The organism is Prevotella sp. AM34-19LB (assembly GCF_003468525.1).
Classification (GTDB): Bacteria; Bacteroidota; Bacteroidia; order Bacteroidales; family Bacteroidaceae; genus Prevotella.
This window is the reverse complement of the sequence record NZ_QSIG01000021.1, coordinates 34,624-59,807: the sequence shown is the minus strand read 5'-3', so window position 1 is coordinate 59,807 and position 25,184 is coordinate 34,624. Positions and strand designations below refer to the sequence as shown.

Below are 25,184 nucleotides of genomic sequence, written 5' to 3'. Positions count from 1 at the left end.
GACGTTGATAGGATGCAGGTGTAAAGACAGCGATGTCAAAGCCGAGCATTACTAATTGCCCGAACACTTTCTTTAGGAAAGTTCATAGTTTCAGCTGTTGACTCTCGATTGAATCGGGAGGGACGGTGGTTCTTTACTATCAAATACAGTTTGCTTGTGTGCAAATACGTCATAACCCATTATCAGGTGGTTATTGCGGTGAGGTTCCACCTCTTCCCATTCCGAACAGAGAAGTTAAGCTCACTTGCGCCGATGGTACTGCAATGCAATGCGGGAGAGTAGGTAGCCGCCTTCTTTTATCAAAGCCTCAGATTTCGAAAGATTTCTGAGGCTTTTTTCGTTTTCCTACAGTTTATTTTCGCTGTTTTTTGCTTGATATACGTCATGTAACTATGTTATAAAGTGTTTAAAACATTAAAAAAGCGCTGATAATCAGTCTATTACTTGCATATCTCGATTTTTTTTTGTATCTTTGCAAACGATAAGAATAAGGATATCATCCATATATCTGTTTTGTGTATGCTGGTATCCGTTAAGGTATCTAACGGAACTGAGGTGAGCAGCCTATCTTTTTCTCACAAGTTGCCACCGCGAAATCACTGATGTTGTAGTTCAGCTTTTCAGGTTCCATAAAACAAAAAATATGAAGAGAATAACAATGGTATTAGTCAGCATCTTGATGCTGATGATGAAGGTAAGTACAGCGTCGGCTGATACGAATGTAAATGTATCCTCTACTGATGATTTCGATTGGACTCCAGTGATGGAAGCGATTATCCAGGTAGAGAGTGAGGGTAGCCCCAAAGCAAAGAGTGGAAGTTCTGTTGGTGTTATGCAGATTACTCCTATCTTAGTGGCAGAGTGTAATGACATTTTGAAGAGACGCAAGAGCAAGAAGCGTTTCACTTTGGCTGATAGATTCAGCATTGCGAAGTCTAAGGAGATGTTCCTCCTGATTCAGTCTGTCCACAATCCTCTGAATAGCATCGAGCACGCAATTCGTGCTTGGAATGGTGGAAACCATTATAGTGTGAAGAGAACACAGCGCTATTTTGAGAAGGTCATGAATCTTTTGAAAAAGTAATTGATTTTTGATATGTCCGATCTATCCTTCCAGGATGGATCGGATTTTTGTTTGTTCCCTATACTCATTCTCTTTTCCCACTTTTATTCCAGTTTCTGCTTTTTATCATACTTTTTCTCTGTTTTTATCTACTAAATCCCACTTTTTTACCTTTAAATGTTAAAAACGCGTTAAAAAGATAACTTTTTGCTAGAAATGTTTGGCGGTTAACAAAAAAAGTAGTACCTTTGCACTCGCAATTCAGAAATGAGTTGATAATATCGCGGTGTGGAGCAGTTGGTAGCTCGCCAGGCTCATAACCTGGAGGTCGCATGTTCGAGTCCTGCCGCCGCAACCAAATAGAGGAAGTGATTAAGAAATCACTTCCTTTTTTGTTTTCTCCATATTATGTTTTTCTACCTTTTCTCCTCCATTGTCCTTTTTCTCTTATCCCTCTTACTGATCATGAATTTCTTTAGTTTTCCCATCAATTTCCCTTTCATTTTGCAATATATTCATCTGAAATCCAACATATTCTATTTTTTAACACTAAATATTTGCGTATATCGAATAAAACTACTACTTTTGCACATTGATAAATTTATGTGCAACTAATAAAATAAAGGAAGGGCTTCGATATGTCAGTATCCAAAACAAGACAAAAACTGGTAGATGTTGCAAGACAACTGTTTGCCAAGAATGGTATAGCCAATACTACAATGAATGATATTGCTGTAGCATCTGGTAAGGGGCGTCGTACGCTTTATACCTATTTCAGTAGAAAGGAAGATGTCTATTATGCAGTCATCGAGTCGGAGTTGGAGCGTCTTTCTGATAAATTGGATGAGGTAGCCAACTGTAAGATGCGTCCTCAGGACAAGATCATAGAATTGATTTACACCCATCTCAGTATGATCAAGGAAACAGTGTACGTAATGGCAATCTTCGTGCTGAGTTCTTCCGTAACATCTGGATGGTAGAGAAAGCTCGCAAGAACTTTGATGAGGATGAAATCGAAATCTTCCGTCGTGTCTATGCCGAAGGAAAGGAAGATGGGGAATTTGACATCGACAATATTGATTTAGTTGCTGATATTACCCACTATTGTATCAAGGGGCTGGAAGTACCTTTCATTTATGGAAGATTAGGCCATGGTATGAATGTGGAGTCAAGTAAACCGCTGGTTGCAAAGGTTGTTTATGGCGCCTTGGGTAAATCAGGCTTAAAACTTTAAATAAGATATTCATAATAAACTGATTATTAATTAAATAAGAAAGAAATGGGATTATTAACAGGTAAAACTGCCCTTGTAACAGGTGCAGCTCGCGGCATCGGTAAGGCTGTCGCTATGAAATTTGCTTCTGAGGGTGCTAACATCGCATTCACAGACCTCGTACTCAATGATGATATGGCAGCAGGCTTGGAGGCTACTCGCAAGGAGATTGAGGCTCTTGGTGTAACATGCCGCGCATACGCTGGTAATGCTGCTGACTTCGAGGAGACTGAGAAGACCGTTAAGCAGATTCATGCAGATTTCGGTTCTATCGATATTCTCGTTAACAACGCAGGTATCACTAAGGACGGTTTGATGCTTCGTATGACTGAGGCTCAGTGGGATGCAGTTTTGAATGTAAACTTGAAGTCTGCCTTCAACTTTATCCACGCTTGTTCTCCTATCATGCTCCGTCAGCGCAGCGGTTCTATCATCAACATGGCTTCTGTTGTTGGTGTTCATGGTAATGCTGGTCAGTGCAACTATGCTGCTTCTAAGGCAGGTATGATTGCTTTGGCTAAGTCTATTGCCCAGGAGTTGGGTCCTAAGGGTGTACGTGCTAACGCAGTAGCTCCTGGTTTCATCGAGACTGCTATGACAGCACAGTTGCCAGAGGAAATCCGTAAGGACTGGATGAAGAAGATTCCTTTGCGTCGTGGTGGTCAGACAGAGGATATTGCAAATGTTTGTCTCTTCCTCGCTTCTGATATGTCAAGCTACGTAAGCGGTCAGGTAATCCAGATCGATGGTGGTATGAATATGTAATCTATTGGCATCTGTTTTAGATAAAACATGCAGGTAGTTTACGAAGACAACCATATAATTATCGTCTCAAAGAGAAGTGGTGAAATCGTGCAGGGCGACAAGACCGGCGATGAGCCTCTCTCTGAGACGGTAAAACAATATATCAAGGAGAAATACCAGAAACCTGGAAATGTATTTCTGGGAGTGGTTCATCGACTTGATCGTCCTGTCTCAGGACTCGTGGTATTTGCCAAAACCTCCAAGGCGTTGAGTCGTCTGAACAATATGTTCCGGGATGGTGAGGTGCACAAGACCTATTGGGCAATCGTGAAGAATATGCCACGTGAGACAGAGGCAACATTGACTCATTGGATAGTAAGAAACGAAAAGCAGAATAAAAGCTACGCTTACGACCATGAGGTGAAGAATTCGAAGAAGGCGATATTGAAGTATAAGGTGATAGGGCATACTGATCATTACACCCTTTTGGAAGTGAACCTGATGACAGGCCGTCATCATCAGATCAGATGCCAGTTAGCTAAGATGGGATGCCCGATCAAGGGCGACCTGAAATACGGTTCTCCTCGCAGCAATGCCGACGGAAGTATCTCTCTTCTCTCGCACAAGGTAGAGTTTGTGCATCCAGTATCAAAAGAAACCATTGTAGTGGAAGCTCCTCTGCCAGATGATAATCTATGGAGAGCTATTGCTCCATAACAATTTAATATCCATGCTTATGAAGAAGTATGCGAAATGGGTGGGGATCGTTGTTCTTACCCCATTCGTGCTCATATTATTGTTAGCTGTTTTGCTTTATTTGCCTCCAGTACAGAACTGGGCAGTAAAGCAAGTTGCTTCTTATGCTTCAGAATCGACGGGCATGGATATTTCCGTAGAGCATGTACAACTCGTTTTCCCTCTCAAGCTGGGAGTGGAAGGCGTGAAGGTACTGCAACCTGTCGATTCTTTGAAGAACAGCAGAAACCTTGCTTTAAGAAATAAAAAAGATACCGTAGCCGACATCCAGAAGATGGTGGTAGATGTGCAGTTGCTGCCACTCTTCAGTAATCAGGTGATGGTGGATGAACTGAACTTCACGAAGATGAAGGTGAACACCACCAACTTTATCCACGAGGCCCGAATCAAGGGAGATGTGGGCAGATTGCAGCTGATGGCGCATGGTATAGATCTGGGCAAGGAGCGCGTGAATGTGAACGATGCTCTGATTTCAGATGCCAGATTGTCCGTGGAGTTGAGCGATACCGTTCCGCCGGATACGACTCCAAGTACCAATTACTGGAAGATCAACTTACAGAAACTGAAACTAAAGAATACCGATTTTACCCTACACATGCCTGGAGATACCCTTCAGGTGAATGCTTATTTCGGTGATGCGCTCGCCCGCACCACCTACCTTGACCTGTTCAAAGGTCTGTATCAGGTCAAGCACTTGGACTGGAAGAACGGCAGGGTGAACTACGACCAGAATTTCGAACGTCCTGTATCCGGTCTGGACTTCAACCATCTTGCCTTCCACGATATGGCATTGAAGGCCGATTCCTTCTATTTCTGCGATTCCAGGATTGATGTAAAAATCAGGGAAGCAAGGATGAAGGAGAAGAGTGGACTGAAGATAGAACAGCTTAATGGCAGATTTGTGATGGATTCCTTGAAGTTGCAGTTGCCGGATCTCTATTTCCGTACTCCGGAATCTCATTTGCAGGCTACCGTAGATATGGATATGAATGCCTTTGCCGAGAAGAATCCTGGCAAAGTGATGGCGCGTGTGAAAGGTGCCTTGGGACGTTCTGATCTTTTTCTCTTCATCGGTGATGCATTGCCGAAGCAGATGAAGAGCCGATGGCCTTACTATCCGATGAAACTGGAAGGTTCGCTGAAGGGAAACATGCAGCGTGCCTCTTTCTCGGGAGTCAAGGTGAATCTGCCTACTGTTTTCGACTTGAGCACGGATGGTATGGTAGCTAATATGACAGATATGAATCGTCTGAAGGCGAATGTCAATCTGAAGGCACGTACCTACAATCTCGGTATGGTAACAGCCATGCTCGATCCTGCCTTGACACAGGAAATCCGCATCCCTAGCGGCATCGGCATTCAGGGAAATGTGAAGATGGATGGAACGAAGTATGCCACCAGACTGGCTCTTACCGAAGGTAAGGGAAGCATGAAGGTGGATGCTGCCATCGATGCCAAGACCCGTAGGGATGGCAGTATCGATATGAATCGCCTGGCTTATCAGGCAAAGTTGCAGGCACGACAGATTCAGGCCCAGCATTTCCTGCCTCACCAGAATCTCTACACCTTTACGGGAGAGGTAGAGGCAAAGGGCGTGGGTACTGATTTCCTGTCGCCTCGAACCCGACTGATGGCGAAAGCAAGGTTAACCAGGTACATTATGACCAGTATCAGTTGCATGACATGGTGGCTGATGCGCAGGTTGTCAACGGTAGAATCCATGCCAAGCTGGATAGTAGGAATGATCTGCTGAATGGTAACATCGCCGTGGATGCCCTGGCTAATACCAAGAAGTTGAAGGCTACACTGGTGCAGATGTGCGCCATGCCGATATGTATCAGTTGAAGATTACCGATAAGCCAGTGGATGTTTCGCTCTGTGGTCAGATCGATGTTCATTCCGATCTGAAGGATAGTCACAAGGTATGGGCTAACCTGGATGATATCACCGTAAGGACAGAAAAGAAAGTCTATCGCCCAGTAGGTGTGAAGGTAGATATCCTGACCGATAGGGATACCACCCATGCCATAGCAGAGTGTGGAGATTTCCGTCTGAACATGGATGCACATGGAGGCTACGAGAAACTCCTGCGCAGAGTTACCGGTTTGCAGAAGGAATTATGGAAGCAGCTCAAGAACCGTCGCATTGATCAGGTGATGATTCGCAACAGTTTCCCTAGCGGACATATCTATCTTTCTACAGGTAAGGATAACTTCATATCCCGATTCATCGAATATATGGGTTACCATTTCAAGTCGGTGGAGATGGAGCTGAATGCCTCGCCTGTGGCAGGACTCGAAGGATATATGAACATTGACTCCCTGGTGGCGAGTGGCATGCAACTGGATACCATCCGTGCCATGGTTCATACGCAGGGAGATACCATCCGTTATTCGGCTCGTGTTCAGAACAATAAGCATAATCCGCAGTATGTGTTCCGTGCTTTGGTAGATGGCGAGGTTCAGGAGCATGGTTCCAATGTCAAGGCTCGCCTCTATGATGCATCCAATAAGTTGGGTGTGGATGTGGGACTCGCTGCCATGTTGCAGCCTAATGGTGTGAAAGTTTCCCTGATAGATACCCATCCGATATTGGGTTATAAGGAGTTCGTAGCCAATGATTCCAACTATGTGATGTTGAGTGATGACGGCCGTGTATCTGCCGATCTGGTACTGAAGGCTGCAGCGGGCAATATGGGTATGCGTGTCTATTCCAACGATGAAAACAAGGATGCCCTGCAGGATATCACTGTCAGCATGAGCAGGTTCAACCTAGACAAGGTGCTGAGTGTGATTCCATATATGCCGGATATTACGGGTATCATGAATGGTGACTTCCACTTTATCCAGACCAAGGAAGAACTCTCTGTTTCTTCTAATCTGAAGATAGATAACATGACTTACGGGAAATGTCCGATGGGCAATGTAGCTCGGAGTTTACCTATATGCCAAAGAGTGACGGCTCTCACTATGTAGATGCCATCCTTACCTATGAGGGTGATGAGGTGGCTACCGTTACGGGTACTTATAAGTCGGAAGGTGCCGGCGATCTGGATGCAGAGGTAGGATTAGAGAAGCTTCCTTTGCACTTTATCAATGGTTTTGTACCTGATCAGCTCATCGGTTTGAAGGGATATGGCGAAGGTGCCCTGAAGATGAAGGGTGCCTTGAGCAATCTTGATATCGATGGTGAGGTATATCTCGATTCAGCTTATCTGGTAAGTGTGCCATACGGTATTTCCATGCGATTTGCCAACGATCCTGTGCGCATTACCGACAGTAAGCTGCTCTTCGAGAACTTCATGATGTATGCCAACAACGAGAGTCCGCTCAATATCCAGGGTGCCCTCGACTTCACGGATGTGGAGAATATGAAGCTGAATATCCGGATGAGAGCGCAGGACTTCCTGCTGATTGATGCAGAGGAGAATGCCCGCTCAGAGGCATTCGGCAAGGCGTATGTCAACTTCTTCGGAAGCATGCAGGGCTCATTGTCTAATCTGAAGATGATGGGTAAGCTGGATGTACTGGGCAAGACCAATATGACCTATATCTTGCGTGAGTCGGAACTCACTACCGATAACCAGCTGGAGGAACTGGTGAAGTTTACCAATTTCAAGAGTGGCAAGGAGGTTGTGGTTCAGAAGCCTACGCTGGATGGTTTCGATATGTTGCTGAGTATGTCAATCGATGAGTCGGCGCGTATTCTCTGTGCCTTGAATGCCGATAAGACCAATTATGTGGATCTGATGGGAGGAGGCAATTTGCAGATGCGTTACAATACGGCTGACGGTATCCGAGTGACGGGTCGATATACCCTGAATGATGGTGAGATGAAGTATTCTCTGCCTATCATTCCATTGAAGACCTTTGATATCCAGGATGGAAGCTATATCCAGTTTACGGGTGATCCGTTTAATCCTACCCTGAACATTACGGCAACGGAGGATATCAAGACCACCGTCAACGAGGGTGAGGGTAGTGGACGCTCGGTTGATTTCATCTGTGGCGTGAAACTGAGTCAGACTCTGGAGAAACCGGGTATCCAGTTTATCATCTCGGCATCCAACGACCAGACCATCCAGGATGAGTTGAATTCGATGAGTGTAGAGGAGCGTGGCAAGATAGCCATCACGATGCTGGCTTCGGGTATGTATCTGGCGAGTGGAACCACCAGTTCGTTCTCGATGAATACTGCCCTGACTTCATTCCTCAACTCCGAGATCAACAACATTGCAGGTACAGCCATGCGAAGCATCGGACTTGATGTGGGTATGTCGGTGGATAACCAGACCAATGCCTCTGGCGGAACGCATACCGACTACAACTTCAAGTTTGCCAAGCGATTCTTCAATAATCGCCTGAGTTTCTCAGTGGGAGGACAGGTTTCAACCGGTGCAGAACTGGAGAATGCCAACAAGAATGAGTCTTTCTTCAACAATGTGGAGGTTCAGTATCGTCTCAACGAAGGAGCCAGCATGTATGTCAGAGCCTTCTATAATGCCAATACCTACGATTGGCTGGATGGTCAGATTGGGGAGTATGGCGGCGGTTTCACCTGGCGCAGAAAACTCTCCAAGTTCTCGGATATCTTCAGATGGAAGACAGAGAAGCAGCAGGTGCCTGCAGATTCTCCGATGCTGCGAACCCGCAAGGATTCAGTGATGCTGCGAACCCGCAAGGATCTGTTATTAGAAACAACGAAAAATAAGCTAGTGAATATGAGAAAGAAGAATCGACTTCACCTTATTATATATATAGCGGCAGCGGTGATGCTGTTCAGCTTCCTGTTTACAGGGTGCTCTTCTACGAGTGCCCTGAAGGAAAACGAGCAGCTGTTTACCGGTTTGAAGCCTATAGAATACTCCAACTACGAGGCGAATACCTATGCCGACTCGGTGAAGGAAGAGATGGAGTTTGCCCTTGCATCAGCCCCTACGGGAGCTTTTATGGGAAGCAGCTATTTCCGTACTCCTTTTCCTGTCCGTCTGTGGATATGGAATGCCTTTTCTCCGTCGGATGATGCTCTTTCCAGATGGATTACCAAGGTATTCGGGTCGAAGCCTAAGTTGATGGAGAATGTGAATCCGAAGTTGAGAGCACAGGTAGCTGAGCATCAGCTCGACAAGTTGGGCTATTTCAATGGCAAGGTAGATTACGAAGTGCTCACCCAGAGCAATCCGAAGGAAGCCAAGGTGGCATATAAAGTGAATATGGGACATTTGTGGAGATTGGATTCCGTGGCTTATCTCAACTTCCCGGAGCATGGCAAGCAGCTCATCGATTCTACGATGTCGCAGGCAGTTATCAGAAAGGGAAGCCCGTTCAATGTCTCCAATCTGGAGCAGGAGCGTCAGCGACTCACCCGTCTTTTCCGCAACCATGGCTATTACTTCTATCAGAATGGCTATGCTTCTTATCTTGCAGATACCGTGAATACGCCCGGCAAGGTGAACCTCCGTCTGTCGATGGTGGACAGCATTGAGCCGGAAGCAACCCGACAGTGGTATATCGGCAATATCAACATCAACTTCAAGAAGCAGTTCATGGAGGAGATGACCGATAGCTTTGTGCGCCGTTATCTGAGTTTCAGATATGCAGGCAAGAAGATGCCGATTCGTGCCGGAGTAGTGCTCAGGGAGTTGAAGCTCCGACCACGAAAGCTTTATATGGTGGATGATGAAAATACGGCAAAGGCAGGATTGCAGTCGATGGGACTCTTCAGTTATACCAACCTGCAGTTTGTGCCTAGAAGCACTCAGGTTTTGGATAGCCTGGGAAATGTGCAATATTGCGATACACTGGATGCCAACATCGATCTGGTATTCGACAAATCCTACGATTTCTATGTAGAAGCCAACGCCAAGGGCAAGACTACCGGAAGGGTAGGTCCAGAGCTGGTGGTGGGTTTAACCAAGCGCAATGCCTTCCGGGGTGGCGAGAAGCTGGATATCAACATCCATGGTTCTCATGAGTGGCAGACCATCACGGGGCAGGGGGGGAGTTCCAGCAAGATCAATTCCTATGAGTTCGGATCAGATGTCACGCTGTCGTTCCCAAGCATCATCACCCCTTGGAATGCTTTCCGCACGATGGCACAGAATGAGCGCAGATTCCGCAGAGGTCATATCCCTCGCCGTTACTACGGTACGCCGAATACCACCATCAAGGCATCCATGAACATCCTGAACCGTGCCGGCTATTTCCGCCGTCATGTGGCAGGAGGAGAGTTGACTTATGATTGGGCTACCTCTTATCAGCATCGCCATTCGTTCAGTCCGCTGATTCTTTCGTATGAGTATATGAACTATACTTCTCCGAAGTTCGACAGCATCATGAATAACAATGTGTATGTGGCAACTTCGATGGCCGACCGTTTCATTCCGAAGATGAGCTATACCTACACCTATCGCAGTGCGCAGAAATACCGCAGTCCTATCGTATGGTCAACTACGGTGAGCGAAGCCGGCAACATTCTGTCGCTGGGCTATCTCCTGGGCGGCAGAAAATGGAACGACAAGGGTAAGACGATGTTCAAGAACGAGTATTCTCAGTTCTTCAAGCTGGAAACAGATTTCGTGAAGTACTGGAAACTGAATGAAACATCCACCCTGGTGGGACATCTGAATGCCGGAATGATCTGGAGTTACGGCAACTCGACTCAGGCACCCTATACGGAGATGTTCTATGTAGGTGGAGCCAACAGTATCCGTGCCTTCAGTGTGCGAGGTGTCGGACCAGGCGAGCAAGACTACAGTGCCCTGAGTAACAAGTATGCCAATATCCTTCGTACGGGAGATATCAAGTTCCAGGCGAATCTGGAATACCGTCCTAAGATCTGGGGTGATCTTTATGGTGCCCTGTTCCTGGATGCCGGTAATGTCTGGATGAAGGATGCAGACTTTTCCTCTTTCGAGACCTTCAAGTTTGATAAGTTCTACAAGCAGCTGGCTGTAGGCACCGGAGTGGGTATCCGCTATGATATGGGAATGTTTGTGGTTCGAGTGGATTGGGGAGTCGGTTTGCATCTGCCATACGATACGGGTAAGAGCGGATTCTACAACATTCCAAGCTTCAAGAAGAACCAGAGCCTGCATTTGGCTGTGGGATATCCGTTCTAGCACCGGTTTTTTGGGGTGAAGCTCCATAAATCACTCAAATATTGATGTAAATCAAAAAAAAGATAGGAAAAGATGCCGCTAGGTGCATTTTTTTTATTACTTTTGCAGGTGATTAAAAGTAAATATCAACTATTAAATAAAAATATAGATTATGAAACCTACATTATTGCTTTTGGCTGCTGGTATGGGTAGCCGTTATGGTGGTTTGAAACAGCTCGATGGTCTGGGCCCTAATGGTGAGACTATTATGGACTACAGTATCTACGATGCTATTCAGGCTGGTTTTGGTAAGATCGTTTTCGTTATCCGCAAGGATTTCGAGGATCAGTTCCGCGAGAAAATCCTCTCTAAGTATGAGGGCCATATCCCAGCAGAGCTTTGTTTCCAGTCTTTGGATGCACTCCCAGAAGGATTCAGCGTACCTGAGGGTCGCGAGAAGCCATGGGGTACCAACCACGCAGTGTTGATGGCAAAGGACGTTATCAAGGAGCCTTTCTGCGTAATCAACTGCGACGACTTCTACAACCGTGACTGCTTCATGGTTATCGGCAAGTTCCTCTCTGAGCTTCCAGAGGGTAGCACCAACAAGTATGCTATGGTAGGTTTCCGCGTAGGCAACACCTTGAGCGAGAACGGTACAGTAGCTCGTGGTATCTGCTCTAAGGACGAGAACGAGAACCTGACAACTTGTGTAGAGCGCACCGAAATCATGCGTATCAACGGTGAGGTATCTTACAAGGACGAGGAAGGCAAGTGGGTTGCTGTAGGCGACAACACTCCTGTATCTATGAACGTATGGGGCTTTACTCCAGATTACTTCGCTCACAGCGAGGCTTATTTCAAGGAGTTCCTGAGCGATCCTAAGAACATGGAGAACAAGAAGGCTGAGTTCTTTATCCCATTGATGGTCAACAAGCTCATCAACGAGGGTACATCTACCGTCAAGGTACTCGATACCACCAGCAAGTGGTTTGGTGTAACTTATGCAGCCGACCGTCAGAGTGTAGTAGATAGAATCCAGAGTCTCATCGACGAGGGTGTATATCCTAACAAGCTCTTCTAATTCTATTAGATGGATATTCAATTAGATATTTTAAACGAAAAGGAAGCCGCTATTCTTCGAGAGACGATAGCGGCTTCTCAGCATATTGTCATCTGTGCCCACAAGTCGCCGGATGGCGATGCTATTGGCTCATCTTTGGGATGGGCTTATTTTTTGCGCTCTCTTGGTAAGAAACCAGTCATCTGTGTGCCTGATATGATACCGGATGCCCTTTCCTGGTTGCCTGGTTGTGATGATATCGTGAGATACGACAAGCAGCCTGAGAAGGTACAGCAGGCTTTTGATGAGGCTGATCTGGTATGCTGCGTGGATTTCGGCAGCACAGGCCGACTGGATGAGATGGATCATGTGCTTGCTGGCTGCAAGGCCCAGCGTGTTGTCATCGACCATCATCTGGCTCCTAACCTGGAGGCTAAGCTGATGATTTCGCAGCCTCATGCCAGCAGCGCCAGCGAACTGGTGTTCCGTGTGATATGGCAGTTGGGTGGTTTCCCTGAGTTGGATAAGACTTGGGCTACCTGCGTTTATTGCGGTATGATGACCGATACGGGTGGATTCACCTATAACTCTACCAATCCGGACATCTACTACATCATCTGCCAGCTGCTTACCAAGGGTATCGACAAGGATAAGATTTATCGCAGCGTCTTCAACAACGCCCGTGTTTCTGCAGTCCGCTTCCGTGGTCATCTGATGAACGAGAAGCTGCAGGTCATCGAGTCGCTCCATGCCAGTTACTATACCGTAACCCGCAAGGAGATGAAGGAGTATGATTTCATCAAGGGCGATCTGGAAGGATTGGTGAACGTGCCTCTTACCATCAGAGGTCACAAGCTCTCCATCTCGCTCCGAGAGGATACCGATATCGACAACCGCATATTGGTGAGTCTCCGTTCTGTGGATGATTTCCCATGCAATAAGATGGCGGAGCAGTTCTTCAATGGTGGCGGTCATCGCAACGCATCAGGTGGTAAGCTGCTTTGCAGTATCGAGGAGGCAGAGAAAATTGCCCAGAAGGCAATTCTTGCCTTTGCCGATTTGCTGAGATAAGGAGCACTTTGCGCCTGAAAAAACAGAAAAATAAGGAAAAACAACCCCGAAAGAGGCATTAGGATGATAATAAGTGATAAATAATAATAAAATCATCCTATACTTCTCGGTGTTGTCTTTTCTTTTTTGTACCTTTGCCCAATAAATTAGAATTTAGTAAAAGGAATGAAGAAATTTTTGTTTGCCATCATGGCTATAGCAGCACTTTTCTCGTTTGCTGCATGTAACGATACTGAGACATATAAGGATTTGCGTGACCGCGAGTTGGACTCTATCAGTTCTTTCTTGCGTCATGAAAACGTTAAGGTCATTTCAGAAGAGGAATTCAAGAGTCGTTGGGAGAAGAAGCAGAAGGACAACAGCGTGGTTCTTACTGATACTTCCAAGAACAACAACGAGTATGTGCTCTTCAATAGTAACGGTATCTATATGCAGGTATTGGAAATGGGCTGTGGCGACTATATCAAGATGGGCGAGACTACTGATGTGCTCGTTCGTTTCTCAGAATACAATCTGAATACCGCAGCAGAGATGAGTCTCAAATCTTTGCAGTTGAGCAATAATCTGAAGCAGTACTCTTTCTATACTGATAAGATGACCGTGACCAATAATTCCGGCACTTTCACCGGTACTTTTGATGTGAATAGCAGCTTGATGGTAGCCACTTACAACAAAAACTACTCCGGCGGTTATAGCGGAACAGTACCTAGTGGCTGGCTGGTTCCTTTCAGTTGGGTAAAGATTGGTCGTGGTAATGCCGAGGGCGAGAGAATAGCTCACGTTCGTCTGGTAGTTCCTCATACCTATGGTACTACATCGGCATCAGGAAGCGTATATGCCTGCCTCTATGATTTAACCTTACAGAGAGGCAGATAAGATAATTTCATTTTTTAAAAGATATTATTATGACACTGATTAAGTCTATTTCTGGTATCCGTGGAACAATCGGCGGTCCAGCGGGCGATACTTTGAATCCGCTCGACATCGTCAAGTTTACATCTGCTTACGCTACATTCATCCGTCGTAGCGGTGCTTCTAAGAGCAACACCATCGTGGTTGGTCGTGATGCACGTATCTCAGGCGAGATGGTAAAGAATGTAGTTTGTGGAACTTTGATGGGTATGGGTTACGATGTATTGAACATCGGTTTGGCTACTACTCCTACTACAGAGTTGGCTGTAACCATGAGTGGTGCTGCCGGTGGTATCATCATCACAGCTTCTCATAACCCACGCCAGTGGAATGCTCTCAAGCTTCTCAACGAGAAGGGTGAGTTCCTGACTGCTGCCAATGGTAGCGAGGTATTGAGCATTGCAGAGAAGGAAGACTTCGAGTATGCTGATGTAGATGCTCTCGGTAAATATACAGAAGATGATACATTCAACAAGCGCCATATCGATTCAGTGCTAGCATTGAAGCTCGTGGATGTTGAGGCTATCAAGAACGCTCATTTCAAGGTTTGTGTGGATGCCATCAACTCTGTAGGTGGTGTTATTCTCCCAGAGTTGCTCGATGCTCTCGGCGTAGAATATACATTCCTGAATGCTGAGCCTACCGGTGATTTTGCTCACAATCCAGAGCCATTGGAGAAGAACCTTGGTGGTATCATGGATGAGTTGAAGAAGGGTGGCTACGATATGGGTATCGTTGTTGACCCGGATGTTGACCGTTTGGCTTTCATCTGCGAGGATGGTAAGATGTTTGGCGAGGAATATACTCTGGTGAGTGTAGCCGACTATGTATTGAGCAAGACTCCTGGTAATACTGTCAGCAACCTTTCATCTACCGTGCTCTCCGCGATGTAACCGAGAAGCATGGTGGTTCATATTGTGCTTCTGCCGTAGGCGAGGTGAATGTAACTACCAAGATGAAGGATGTTCACGCAGTGATTGGTGGCGAAGGCAATGGTGGAGTTATCTATCCAGAGAGCCACTATGGCCGTGATGCCCTCGTTGGTATCGCACTCTTCCTGAGCAGTCTGGCTCATAAGGGTTGCAAGGTAAGCGAGCTTCGTGCCAGCTTCCCTAACTACTTCATCGCCAAGAACCGCATCGACCTGACCGCTTCTACCGATGTAGATGCTATCCTCGTCAAGGTGAAGGAGCTGTATGGCAAGGAGAAGGATGTAACTGTTACTGATATCGATGGTGTGAAGCTCGACTTCCCTGACAAGTGGGTTCACCTTCGCAAGAGTAACACCGAGCCAATCATCCGCGTATATAGTGAGGCTTCTACTATGGAGCAGGCTGATGAGCTTGGAAAGAAGCTCATGCAGGTAGTTTATGATATGCAGTAAGATACTGTATTATATATAAGATACTGTATCATATATAAGAAACGACTTCCAACGATTATAGGCAGCAATGCTTATAAGCGTTGGAAGTCGTTCTCGTTTATAAAAGTTCCGGTTTGATATGATGGAAAACTTATTGCTCAGCCAGCTCCTTCATGGCATCATTCAATGTATTGAACAGTACATTGATGTTTTCCTCCTGGTTCTTGCACGCCTCCTTGAAGAGAGCGACAGGATCTTCAGAATCGCCCTTCAGCGGAGCCTCGTTCAGAAGGATGTTCACATTGTTCAGCAGCATACCGTGCAGGGTAGGCATGTGTAGCTGCTGCTGGGTGCCTTCCTTGCTGCCACATTTCAGTCCGGCAGCGTATGCCTTCACGATGATGCGCACCAGCAGATGGATAGCCATCGGTTCATCGGCAAGGCTGATGAGTACACCGTGGGTATAATCTCGTACGTGCTCCTCTATGCTTGTAAACTTACCCTGCAGGAGCCAGGTGAAGTTGCGCTTGTATTCAGCTTCCATTGCCTTGTACAGCTGGTTTGATTTGCAGGCGATGCGCAGATAGTCGAGCATGGTAGGCTCGAAGGTAGGATCGGTCTTCTTCATGCTCTCAAAATTCTTCTGCATGCGCTCGTTAGCCTCTTCCGCACTCTTGTAGTTGAGTCGTACGAGGGTAGAGAACATGATGTCGAAGAAGTACTGGTTCACTTCTCCATAGTGTTCCAGCATCATCTGCTTCACCTCTTTGGGGTCGTTCTTCTTCTGGAAGTCATCGCCGCCAACCGCAGCATCCATGATGCCGCGTGCGTATGCCTCGAAGAATCCTCTTACGAAAGAGGCTACAGCCTGATAACTATTGATTCTCTTGCTCATTGTCTTTTGAATGTTTTATCAAAAATGATTTAATCAAAATGTTTTAATCAAAGATGATTTAATCAAAAATCTTAAATTCATATCCCTGTTCCATCAGCCATTCTATGGATTGCGGGAGCGCCGTCTTCAGCTTGTCGATGCTTTTCAGCGAGTCGTGGAAGGTGATGATGCTGCCGTTGCGGGCATACTTCTTCACATTGTTCACCACATCTTCTGCCGTCATCCACTTGGAGTAATCTCGGGTCACCACATCCCACATGATTACCTTGTAGGTGCGGTGCAGCCACCAGTACTCGCTCTGTCGCATCCAGCCGTGAGGTGGACGGAAGAGATGGGCATGGATGATGTCATTCGCCTTGTTGGTGTTGAGCACGTAGGAGATGACACGATGCTTGAAGGCACCGATATGATTGAAGGTATGGTTACCTATCTGATGCCCCTCTGCTACAATCTGGTTGTAGAGATCGTGGTTGCGCAATACGTTTTCGCCCACCATGAAGAAGGTAGCCTTGATGTTGTACTTTCTCAAGGTTTCCAGGATGAATGGGGTGGATTCGGGAATCGGACCATCATCGAATGTGAGATACACCGAATGGTCGTTCTTGTCCATTCTCCATATTGCCTTCGGATATAACCATCTGAGCCATTTGGCTGGTTGCTCTATGAACATAGGAATAACTTGATTAGGGGATGATACAAAAAGGGAGACCTAGCAAAAACGCCAGGTCTTCCTTGATATTCTTTATTTTACTGATTGCCCTGTGGCATGCTGCCGCCTCTGCCGCGATAGAGTGTATAGAGAGCATTGAGTTGCTTCTCATAACTCTTCTGCAACTGAGGGCTTACCATACCTGCCACATCGCAGATGCTCTGCATAATCATAATCTGACGGATGCAGTCGTTCTGGCTCTGCAGGAAGCGGTCGTTGGACAATGAGAGGTAATAGTTGAGATACTGGTGAGCATTCTTCCAGATAGCCTCTACATATTCCTTACCCTTTGCCTTCTGACCGGTGAGCAGCCAGCCGCGAGCCATATCCAGTCCACCGCTCATGTAATCGAGGGTGACATTGTATGCAGGAATCTCCACATCAGCCTTCTTCAGGATGTTGATAGCCTTCTGGTTCTTGCCGTCGGCGATGAGTTGGAGGGCTGTCTGGGCGAGCAGGCGACGGTGGGTATAGCACATACGCATGGTAGTCTCGTCGATATAGAGTCCCTTCTGCTTCAGGTTACCGAACTTGAATCGGGTCATGATGTTGTGATAGGTCTTCTCTGCATCGAAGTTCTTCGCACCTGGCTTGTTGGTGGTGAATGGAGTGATACGGTTGGCAAGACCCTCCTGTACGAAGTTGTCGCCAAGGTTCATGTAGTTCTCCTGTCCCACGGTAAGAGCCACGTAGATAGGACGTGTCCAGTTGCACTGTGACAGCATTTCGAGCATCATCAGGTCGCCCTTGTAGAGAGCGTTCTTGCCTGCGAGTGAAATCACCATCTTGTCTGGGATGGTATCAGAAGCCATCATCATGCCGCTCTTCTTCACAGCCTCCTTGTCGATTGTTACATAGACGGTGTCTGTTGGGATGAAGTGCATGTCTGAGTTCTTGCTGCGTACCCAGTACTTCAGGATGTTCTTGAGCTCGAAAGGCTCATCACCAAACTGCTTCTTGGCATTCACTGGGTCCTGCTTGTAGAAGTCGAGAATCTGCTGCTTAGCCTCTGGCTGGACAGAAACATACTCGTTGGTACCCGAACAGAAGTCGAGACGAGGCCAGGTGATTGGCACGGATGGTGAGTTGTATGCAGGACGCATCATCTGGTCGATATACCAGTCGGTCTGCAGATAGCTCAGGTTACATACGCGGGCATCTGTACCTACGCCTTCTACCTCCTGGTTGTACCAGAGTGGGAAGGTATCGTTATCACCATTGGTGAAGATGATAGGGTTGCCCTTCTCCTGGAGCGACATCAGATAGTTCTGGCCGAAGTCGCGGCAGGTGTAACGTCCTGAACGGTCGTGGTCATCCCAGGTCTGTGATGCCATCTGGATAGGAACGAGCAGGGTTACCACAGCCACGATAGCTGTTACGGCAGTACCGCTGAGCTTCATCTTCTCCTTCAGAAGGTCGATGATGGCGCGAACGCCAAGACCGCACCAGATAGCGTATGCATAGAATGAACCGGCGTAGGCATAGTCACGCTCACGTGGCTGCATAGGAGTCTGGTTCAGATAGAGCACGATGGCAAGACCTGTCATGAAGAACAGGAAGAATACCACCCAGAACTGCTGGATACCTACAGGGAGAATCTCCTCTGTCTCCACGCCGTTCTTGATGACCTTGCGCTTGCGGGTGTACCAAGCCTGCCAGAAGAGACCGATGAGACCGAGAATCAGCGGCATGCAGTAGAACACGTTGTGTCCCTTGTTTGCCTTCAGGTCGTCTGGCATTTTGCTCTGGTCGCCATAGAGAGCATCGTCGATGAATGAGAAACCGGTAATCCAGTTACCATGCTCAGGCTCACCGTTGCCCTGGATATCGTTCTGTCGTCCGGCAAAGTTCCACATGAAGTAGCGCCAGTACATGAAGTTGCACTGATAGGAGAGGAAGAAACGGATATTCTCCATCTGTGTAGGAACCTTCACCATCATGTTCTCGCCACAACGGTCGTAAGGCACCTGGTTACCCTCTACGCCACCCATCCAGTCTTCGTATGCCTGGACATGAGCAGAACTGTGCATACGTGGGAAGAGCATATTCTGTGCATATACATACTTGTTCTTATGGCTTACTACGAAGTAAGAGTCCTTCTCATCGGCAGAAGCCTTCTCCTTGCGCTGATAAACAGGTGCACCTTCCTTCGTCACAGGCTTGCACATGTTGCCGTCAGCTTCGAGAGCCACCTGAGAAGTGTAAGCCTGACCATAGAGCAATGGAGTATCGCCATACTGGTCGCGGCTCAGATAACTGCCCAGGGTGAAGATATCCTCAGGAGAGTTCTGGTCCATAGGAGGGTTGGCAGATGAACGGATTACGATGAGCGCATAGCTTGAGTAACCGATCATCAGCATCAGCATGCAGAGCAGTGCCGTGTTCTTGATGCGTGCAGAGATGAGAGGCAGCAGCTGCATCTTCTTTTTCTCGATGCCTGTAGCCTGGTCAACGTCGGTTACTACTTCCTTCTTGCGCTTGTAGTTGAGTACAAACCAGAGGATAGCCAGGATGATGATGCCGGTGATGACTGCGCTCCATCCATATCCGAAGAATGGGATGCCGAGCATGCCGAAACCGAGAACGAAGGCGATGTTCTGCTTCTTCTCGTTCTTCTCTGATGCATTGTAGGTCTCGTAGATACCCCAGATAACAGAGGCTACGAGGCAGATGATATATACGATTTCACCGGTATTGAATGGGCAACCGAGTGTGTTGACGAAGAACAGCTCAAACCATCCGCCTACGGTGATGATGCCTGGAACCACACCATAAAGTACGGCTACTACCACCAGGAATGAAAGGAAGAGCGCCATGAGCGAACCCTTCAGGTTGGCATGAGGTACCTTCTTGTAGTAATATACCAGCACGATGGCTGGGATGCAGAGCAGGTTGAGCAGGTGCACACCGATACTCAGACCGGTCATATAGGCGATGAGCACGAGCCATCGGTCGCTATGAGGTTCGTCGGCATGGTCTTCCCACTTCAGGATCAGCCAGAATACCACAGCGGTAAAGGCTGAAGAGAAGGCGTAAACCTCACCCTCTACAGCAGAGAACCAGAAGGTATCGCTGAAGGTGTAGATGAGTGCGCCCACCATACCTGATGCCTCGATGGCAATCAGCTTGCTGGTGGTCATCTCCTTCCAGTCGCCGATGATGAGCTTGCGTGCCAGATGGGTGATGGTCCAGAAGAGGAACATGATGCAGACGGCACTGAGAAGTGCGCTCATCGTATTCACCATCTTGGCTACCTGCGTGGTATCACTGGCGAAATGTGTGAAGAAATTGCCCAAGAGCATGAAGAATGGTGCCCCAGGTGGGTGACCGATCTCCTGCTTGTAGGCAGTTGTAATAAACTCAGGACAGTCCCAGAAGCTGGCTGTCGGTTCAATTGTGGAGCAATATACGAATGCCGCAATGATGAATGCGACCCATCCGAAGATATTGTCCACTAATCTGTACTGTTTCATTATTGTTTAAACTTTAATGTATTATATTTCTATGTTTCCTATTATATAATGTGTATAAAACGTTGCAAAGATACTAAAAAGTAAAGAGATAGCGTAGGATTGCTTCTCTTTTTTAGGTTATATTAAATTAAAATGAAGGATGTTGTAGAAAAATAAGCATTAGGATGGGATATTTATTACGTCGCCACGTATGAAATATTACGTCCCGACGTAGGAATTCCTGCGTCGGGACGTATATAAAGGGGGTAAAATGTAATTGCGGTATGTATTTATACATTCAGAAAATGCTCTTCCAGCTTTTCTCTTGGCATATCTGCCGTATCGTGATAATGCAGGTGCTGGTTTACGCAGGCGATATGCTTCACGTTGTTGAGCACTTCGGCTACATCGTGACTGACGATGATGATGGCGCACTCCTTGTTGATCTGCTCCAGCATCTCGTACATCTGCTTTTGGAATCGGCGGTCGATGTAGGTGTTAGGCTCATCGAGAATCACGACATCTGGCTTGGATACGATGGCACGTGCGAGGAGCACTCGCTGAAGCTGACCGCCGCTGAGGGCAGCGATGTGTCGGTCTTTGAATTCCGTCAGCTGCATGCGCTCCAGGGTATCGAGCACCTGCTGGTGCTGCGCCTGGGTGTATCGCGAAAAGATACCTTTGGTCTTGCTGAGTCCGGCAAGTACAACTTCATATACAGAGATAGGAAACTGCTTGTCGAGCTGGTTGTATTGTGGGAGATAGCCCATCGAAATCTCCTTTGTTTCTTCAACTTTTGTTTCGCCGTTTTCATCAAGAACCGTTTCCCCGCTCTCATCTTTCACTTTTCGGAAGTATCTGATGGTTCCTTCCGTAGGCTTCATCAGTCCCAGAATGAGGCGCATGAGAGTAGTCTTGCCACCACCGTTTGGTCCGATGATGCCAAGATAATCGTCTTGATATACTGTGAGATTTACGTCGCTGAGCACCTGCTTTCCGTCATATCCGGCAGATAAGTGCTCGATTTTTATGATTGGAGTCATCATTTTCTTTTTTATTTTTCTAACAACATCAATAGATTTGCCATTTGGAACCGAAACTTAAAGCAAGAACGATGGTTATGAACTTGAAATTCTCCAATGGTAAGTCCGTCATACTTTACGGTGTTACTCTCATTCCATTGTTCTATTTTCAGTTTTGTGAACGAAAACTTATTGCTTTGCTCCACCTCGCTCGCTCTTGATTCGGAACCAACATACTTTATCTTTTTAGGAACAACATACCCATAGAGTTTGCAAAGATAAATAAAAAAATCGAATCTCACAAATTAGGAAATGAAAAAATGCATTTAGTTAGAAAAAAGCATTTTATTACTCGCTATTCCTTTTTAAATCAAGGAAAGAAAGACGAATAGCCAATCCTATGGCTTTCCCTAATAGTGGAGGAACTGCATTTCCAATTTGGATAAGTTGCTTGCTCTTCTTCCCTTCAAAGATAAAATCATCAGGGAACGACTGAAGCCGAGCCATTTCTCTTGCTGTCAGCACACGAGGAAGCTTAGGATGAAGGTTCACGCCGCCATGATTCTCCTTAACGGTACAAGAGGGAGCGTTCCATGGGCATTTTTTCCAAGCATCGCCATATCCTTTATATAAGCTTTCTCCTTCTCGGGTAGTCATAATCCGTTGAATCATGTCTATGCGATGCACTGTAGGTACATGATTGAAGGCTGGGTCTATAGGGTGATTTATAAGATCGCCTATTGCTTGCCCTGTTGTTACATAATCTTTAGGGGAGAGGATGGGCTGTGGATGGAAATTCTTAGCTCCGATTCTGTTTCCGATAAAGATAACACGCTCTCGTTTTTGTGGAGTATAATAATCAGCAGCACAAAGTGTGGCTACGTTTACCTCATAGCCTATAGCCTTAAAGTCGGCTACAATCTTCTTTTCCACAAGTCCTTTTTGTATCGTTCTAAGCCCCTTGACATTCTCGCAGATTACAAAATCGGGTTGTAATTCTACAACAATCTCTATCAGTTCTTTGTAAAGCGAATTGCGAGGATCATCTATGATGCGGTTTCCGGACATAGAAAAGCCCTGGCAAGGAAAACCTCCAGCCACAATATTTAACTGGCTTCCACCCAATTGCTTTCTTACAGTCTCATAAAATGTTTTCTTGGTTTCTGCATCTTTTATATCTCCGTTTATTACCGGATGATTGAAATTATGTCTGTATGTCATACAAGCTTCGTGAAAACTGTCGAGACCACAAATACCTTTTAGACCAGCCATTTCAAGTCCCTTGCTAAGACCACCAGCACCACAAAACAAATCAACGAAGGTCATTTTCGACTTGCTCGTTCTATACCAGTATGGGGTAATGTCTGCCCAATTAACCTTATCTTTATTCTTTCTGTTGTTCTTGGGAGACTTGGAGGGTGTGGTAATCTTTTCTAAGCGTTTTACATTGCCTCCCTCTACCATATATTGACGGAAAGTTCTTAGTGCATCTTCGCTAATTCGAAAAGCATTGCTGCTTTTTATTGTCTTCAACTCACCTGAAGCAACATAGCGTCTCACTATCTTTTGGGTGGTTCCCATCAGTTTGGCAACCTCACCAATAGTATATTCTCTTTGTATTTTACGTAGAAAACTCATAATCACAATCTTTGAATGCGATGATGAGAGAAACGAAAAATCCCCCATTCCAAACGAATGAGGGCGTGGGGGAAATTATTGGTATCAAGGCTTTGCACGGCCACTCCAATCAATAACAGCCCATGTCCACGCCCTCAGAAGGTGCGTGAGCATCCGATGATATTGACAGCTATGGAGGTTCTGTTGAAGTGCAAATTCTGATACCCAGTCGTGTCAAGGATGTTACGTATTTCTTTTAATTCATTGTCAATCGCAATTTATTTATAATATAATTCTTATCTATGCATCATTAAAATGCGCTGCAAAAGTACGAAAAAAAAGAATATAAATCATCTAATATTTGGTTAAGAAATGCATGCGGGCAAGTTAAAAAATGCATGCGAGAAAAGGCAAGAGAAATGCCTGATGGTGTAATCACATTACAACATCAGGCAATTTTCACGATGATATTCCAAGAACACCTTGTGCTTATCTTCCAATTTGAGGAGATGTACATGGTTGTCCATTCCCAAGAGTTTACGATCTTCAACATCTAGATAGCGAGAATACATAACGACTCCATTTTTATCGAAAGAGATATAACCTCTGTCAAATAGTTTGTCGTAATTAGGCAAGAGGAGCAAGCCGTTGTATAAATCTATCCGTTCCTCGTTGTCTGCGTCCTTCCACGGCTTGATATGGGAGGCGATAAGCAAGTCAAAATGTGAAAAGGACGAAATGGAACATCCATTCCAATATTTAATCAACTTGTCTCGGAATTCTCCTTGTCCTATCCTTGACTTTACGATAGACTCTCGTTCCGTAACAGAAAGAGTGGTGTCGTTCTCCACTTTCTTTATTTTTTCCAAAATGGTCTCTTCTTGTTGCTTGGCAAAATCCGAATTGCGAAACTGTAAAAATTTACGTAATGCCGACTTGAAATTGACAAGGTCTTTTGTCTTATTGTATTTCGAACGATTTGGTTGTAATTCTTTTTCCTTTTCTAACAAATCGTCTATATCATCATAAGACTGCAAACTTTCTAGTTCGTAACCTTGTCCATCAAGAAATTTGAGCCATGAAATATAGTTCGTGCGCGAATGGGTGTTCACGCCTCCTTCTCCTGAAAGGAAGCGATAAAAATCGGAAAGTCTTTCCGATAATTGATGATTGTTAGTTTGAATCATTGAATAAATAATTGTTTTGTTTATCTGTGCTGTTTTTTTCCAGCTACCGCCGTTCCTTTGCCCAGTACTGCGGCTGCTGCTTCCTGCATCGCCCTGTTCCAGTCGCCCTGCAATGGATTGATATTCATTGGCTTGGTGTGGCTTTCGTTGATGAAAGTAGTGGTATTGCGGTTGGCAAATTCTGCTTGTATCAGGCAGAACTTGATATTCTCTTTTCTGGCTCTCTCTATGAGGCTCTTCAGCTGGGAGGCACTAGGCTCCCTGCCTTCTTCCTCTATGGCAAGCTGCTCCAGCTGGTAATCACGGGCAAAGTAGGTGAGGATAGGGTGATAAATCACAAACTTGCGAACCAGATCTGGGTCCTTTTTGAAGCTCTCCTTGATGGTGCTGTCTCTCTTGTCGATGATGCTGAGCAGCGACTGATAGTTCTTCTCGAAGAAAGCCTTGTTCTTTGGCTCCAGTTGGCAGAGCGCCTTGAGGATGTTGCTGGCTATGATGCGGGCGTTGCTGCAACTCATCCATACGTGCGGGTCGATATTGCCACCCGGAGTCTTGGCAGGCTTGATGCCCACGGAAGTATCTATCACTTTCATATCTGGAGCGTTGTCCTGCAGCTTCTTCATCCAGGTCTGCTCAAAGCCGATGCTGCCCACTTTCAGATAGAGGGCACTCTTCGAAAGTTCCATCATCTGCTGGGCGTATGGCTCGTAAGTCTCCGGGTTGTTTCCATTCGGTACCATCACGTTGACATCCACCTTGCCTTTGGCAATTTGATCTACAAAATACTTGTAGGGGGAAATCGTAACTGTAACTGTAACCGTACCCGCAGGCTTCTCAGTTCCGGAAGTCTTTCCCGAATCAGCCTGTTTCTGAGGTGTACCCTTGCATCCGGCAAGAATGACACATAATATAATAAGGTATAGAAATCTCTTCATATTCTTAAAATCTCCTTATGTTA

Annotated in this window: 14 protein-coding genes, 1 tRNA gene, 1 rRNA gene and 3 pseudogenes; 12 read left to right on the top strand and 7 right to left on the bottom strand. The window is 46.1% G+C overall.

The annotated features are described in order from the left end of the window. The first annotated feature begins 182 nt into the window (after positions 1-182). From rrf to glmM, 12 genes and pseudogenes are all read left to right on the top strand, one after another. Positions 183-295: ribosomal RNA gene (gene rrf, locus DW830_RS08240) — 5S ribosomal RNA — on the top strand. Positions 296-688: 393 nt separating this feature from the next. Beyond that, a complete protein-coding gene (locus DW830_RS08235) occupies positions 689-1,084 on the top strand; it encodes a transglycosylase SLT domain-containing protein (RefSeq protein WP_410524504.1) in 396 nt (131 codons plus the stop codon). A gap of 261 nt (positions 1,085-1,345) precedes the next feature. After that, positions 1,346-1,421 (top strand) — tRNA-Met (locus DW830_RS08230). Between the two features lie 280 nt (positions 1,422-1,701). After that, positions 1,702-2,297 (top strand): annotated as a pseudogene (locus DW830_RS08225) (TetR/AcrR family transcriptional regulator). Positions 2,298-2,342: 45 nt separating this feature from the next. Then, a complete protein-coding gene (gene fabG / locus DW830_RS08220) occupies positions 2,343-3,101 on the top strand; it encodes a 3-oxoacyl-[acyl-carrier-protein] reductase (RefSeq protein WP_119249530.1) in 759 nt (252 codons plus the stop codon). A 27-nt stretch (positions 3,102-3,128) separates the two neighbouring features. Further along, on the top strand, positions 3,129-3,797 hold the full coding sequence (locus DW830_RS08215; protein ID WP_117663501.1) for an RluA family pseudouridine synthase: 669 nt from the start codon (positions 3,129-3,131) through the stop codon (positions 3,795-3,797). Positions 3,798-3,816: 19 nt separating this feature from the next. Continuing rightward, positions 3,817-8,463 (top strand): annotated as a pseudogene (locus DW830_RS17345) (translocation/assembly module TamB domain-containing protein); the annotation flags it as partial. Positions 8,464-8,556: 93 nt separating this feature from the next. Next, the gene (locus tag DW830_RS17340) at positions 8,557-10,956 is read left to right on the top strand and encodes a BamA/TamA family outer membrane protein (protein WP_119249533.1); all 2,400 of its coding nucleotides are present in this window, start codon (positions 8,557-8,559) and stop codon (positions 10,954-10,956) included. Between the two features lie 151 nt (positions 10,957-11,107). Next, entirely contained in the window at positions 11,108-12,019 is a 912-nt protein-coding gene (locus tag DW830_RS08200; RefSeq protein ID WP_089544919.1) for a nucleotidyltransferase, read from the top strand. Positions 12,020-12,034: 15 nt separating this feature from the next. Continuing rightward, positions 12,035-13,069 (top strand): DHH family phosphoesterase, encoded by a 1,035-nt coding sequence (locus DW830_RS08195; protein ID WP_119249532.1) that lies wholly within the window; start codon positions 12,035-12,037, stop codon positions 13,067-13,069. A 165-nt stretch (positions 13,070-13,234) separates the two neighbouring features. Next, positions 13,235-13,945 (top strand): DUF4827 domain-containing protein, encoded by a 711-nt coding sequence (locus DW830_RS08190; RefSeq protein ID WP_119249529.1) that lies wholly within the window; start codon positions 13,235-13,237, stop codon positions 13,943-13,945. 29 nt (positions 13,946-13,974) lie between these two features. Then, positions 13,975-15,365, top strand: a pseudogene (gene glmM / locus DW830_RS08185) (phosphoglucosamine mutase). A gap of 130 nt (positions 15,366-15,495) precedes the next feature. Here the strand turns inward: glmM and DW830_RS08180 are convergent. From DW830_RS08180 to DW830_RS08145, 7 genes are all read right to left on the bottom strand, one after another. Continuing rightward, complete coding sequence (locus tag DW830_RS08180; protein ID WP_117663496.1) at positions 15,496-16,239, bottom strand: hypothetical protein; 744 nt, start codon at positions 16,237-16,239, stop codon at positions 15,496-15,498. A gap of 58 nt (positions 16,240-16,297) precedes the next feature. Next, positions 16,298-16,909 carry a polysaccharide deacetylase family protein gene (locus DW830_RS08175; RefSeq protein WP_089544915.1) on the bottom strand — a complete coding sequence of 204 codons (612 nt, stop codon included), beginning with the start codon at positions 16,907-16,909 and terminating at the stop codon, positions 16,298-16,300. A gap of 77 nt (positions 16,910-16,986) precedes the next feature. Then, on the bottom strand, positions 16,987-20,421 hold the full coding sequence (locus DW830_RS08170; RefSeq protein WP_119249528.1) for a DUF2723 domain-containing protein: 3,435 nt from the start codon (positions 20,419-20,421) through the stop codon (positions 16,987-16,989). Between the two features lie 269 nt (positions 20,422-20,690). Continuing rightward, complete coding sequence (locus tag DW830_RS08165) at positions 20,691-21,443, bottom strand: metal ABC transporter ATP-binding protein (RefSeq protein WP_233544442.1); 753 nt, start codon at positions 21,441-21,443, stop codon at positions 20,691-20,693. 327 nt (positions 21,444-21,770) lie between these two features. Continuing rightward, on the bottom strand, positions 21,771-23,060 hold the full coding sequence (locus DW830_RS08155) for a DNA cytosine methyltransferase (protein WP_119249525.1): 1,290 nt from the start codon (positions 23,058-23,060) through the stop codon (positions 21,771-21,773). Between the two features lie 419 nt (positions 23,061-23,479). Continuing rightward, the gene (locus DW830_RS08150; protein ID WP_119249524.1) at positions 23,480-24,226 is read right to left on the bottom strand and encodes an HNH endonuclease; all 747 of its coding nucleotides are present in this window, start codon (positions 24,224-24,226) and stop codon (positions 23,480-23,482) included. Between the two features lie 20 nt (positions 24,227-24,246). Continuing rightward, positions 24,247-25,161: a metal ABC transporter solute-binding protein, Zn/Mn family gene (locus DW830_RS08145; protein ID WP_119249523.1), complete on the bottom strand. Its 915-nt coding sequence runs from the start codon at positions 25,159-25,161 to the stop codon at positions 24,247-24,249. Between the last annotated feature and the right edge of the window lie 23 nt (positions 25,162-25,184).

Bases quoted from the DNA above. Each gene is read 5' to 3' on its own strand.
- DW830_RS08235 (WP_410524504.1), top strand. From the start codon at position 689: ATGAAGGTAAGTACAGCGTCGGCTGATACGAATGTAAATGTATCCTCT.
- fabG (WP_119249530.1), top strand. From the start codon at position 2,343: ATGGGATTATTAACAGGTAAAACTGCCCTTGTAACAGGTGCAGCTCGC.
- DW830_RS08215 (WP_117663501.1), top strand. From the start codon at position 3,129: ATGCAGGTAGTTTACGAAGACAACCATATAATTATCGTCTCAAAGAGA.
- DW830_RS17340 (WP_119249533.1), top strand. From the start codon at position 8,557: ATGAGAAAGAAGAATCGACTTCACCTTATTATATATATAGCGGCAGCG.
- DW830_RS08200 (WP_089544919.1), top strand. From the start codon at position 11,108: ATGAAACCTACATTATTGCTTTTGGCTGCTGGTATGGGTAGCCGTTAT.
- DW830_RS08190 (WP_119249529.1), top strand. From the start codon at position 13,235: ATGAAGAAATTTTTGTTTGCCATCATGGCTATAGCAGCACTTTTCTCG.
- DW830_RS08180 (WP_117663496.1), bottom strand. From the start codon at position 16,239: ATGAGCAAGAGAATCAATAGTTATCAGGCTGTAGCCTCTTTCGTAAGA.
- DW830_RS08175 (WP_089544915.1), bottom strand. From the start codon at position 16,909: ATGTTCATAGAGCAACCAGCCAAATGGCTCAGATGGTTATATCCGAAG.
- DW830_RS08170 (WP_119249528.1), bottom strand. From the start codon at position 20,421: ATGAAACAGTACAGATTAGTGGACAATATCTTCGGATGGGTCGCATTC.
- DW830_RS08165 (WP_233544442.1), bottom strand. From the start codon at position 21,443: ATGACTCCAATCATAAAAATCGAGCACTTATCTGCCGGATATGACGGA.
- DW830_RS08155 (WP_119249525.1), bottom strand. From the start codon at position 23,060: ATGAGTTTTCTACGTAAAATACAAAGAGAATATACTATTGGTGAGGTT.
- DW830_RS08150 (WP_119249524.1), bottom strand. From the start codon at position 24,226: ATGATTCAAACTAACAATCATCAATTATCGGAAAGACTTTCCGATTTT.
- DW830_RS08145 (WP_119249523.1), bottom strand. From the start codon at position 25,161: ATGAAGAGATTTCTATACCTTATTATATTATGTGTCATTCTTGCCGGA.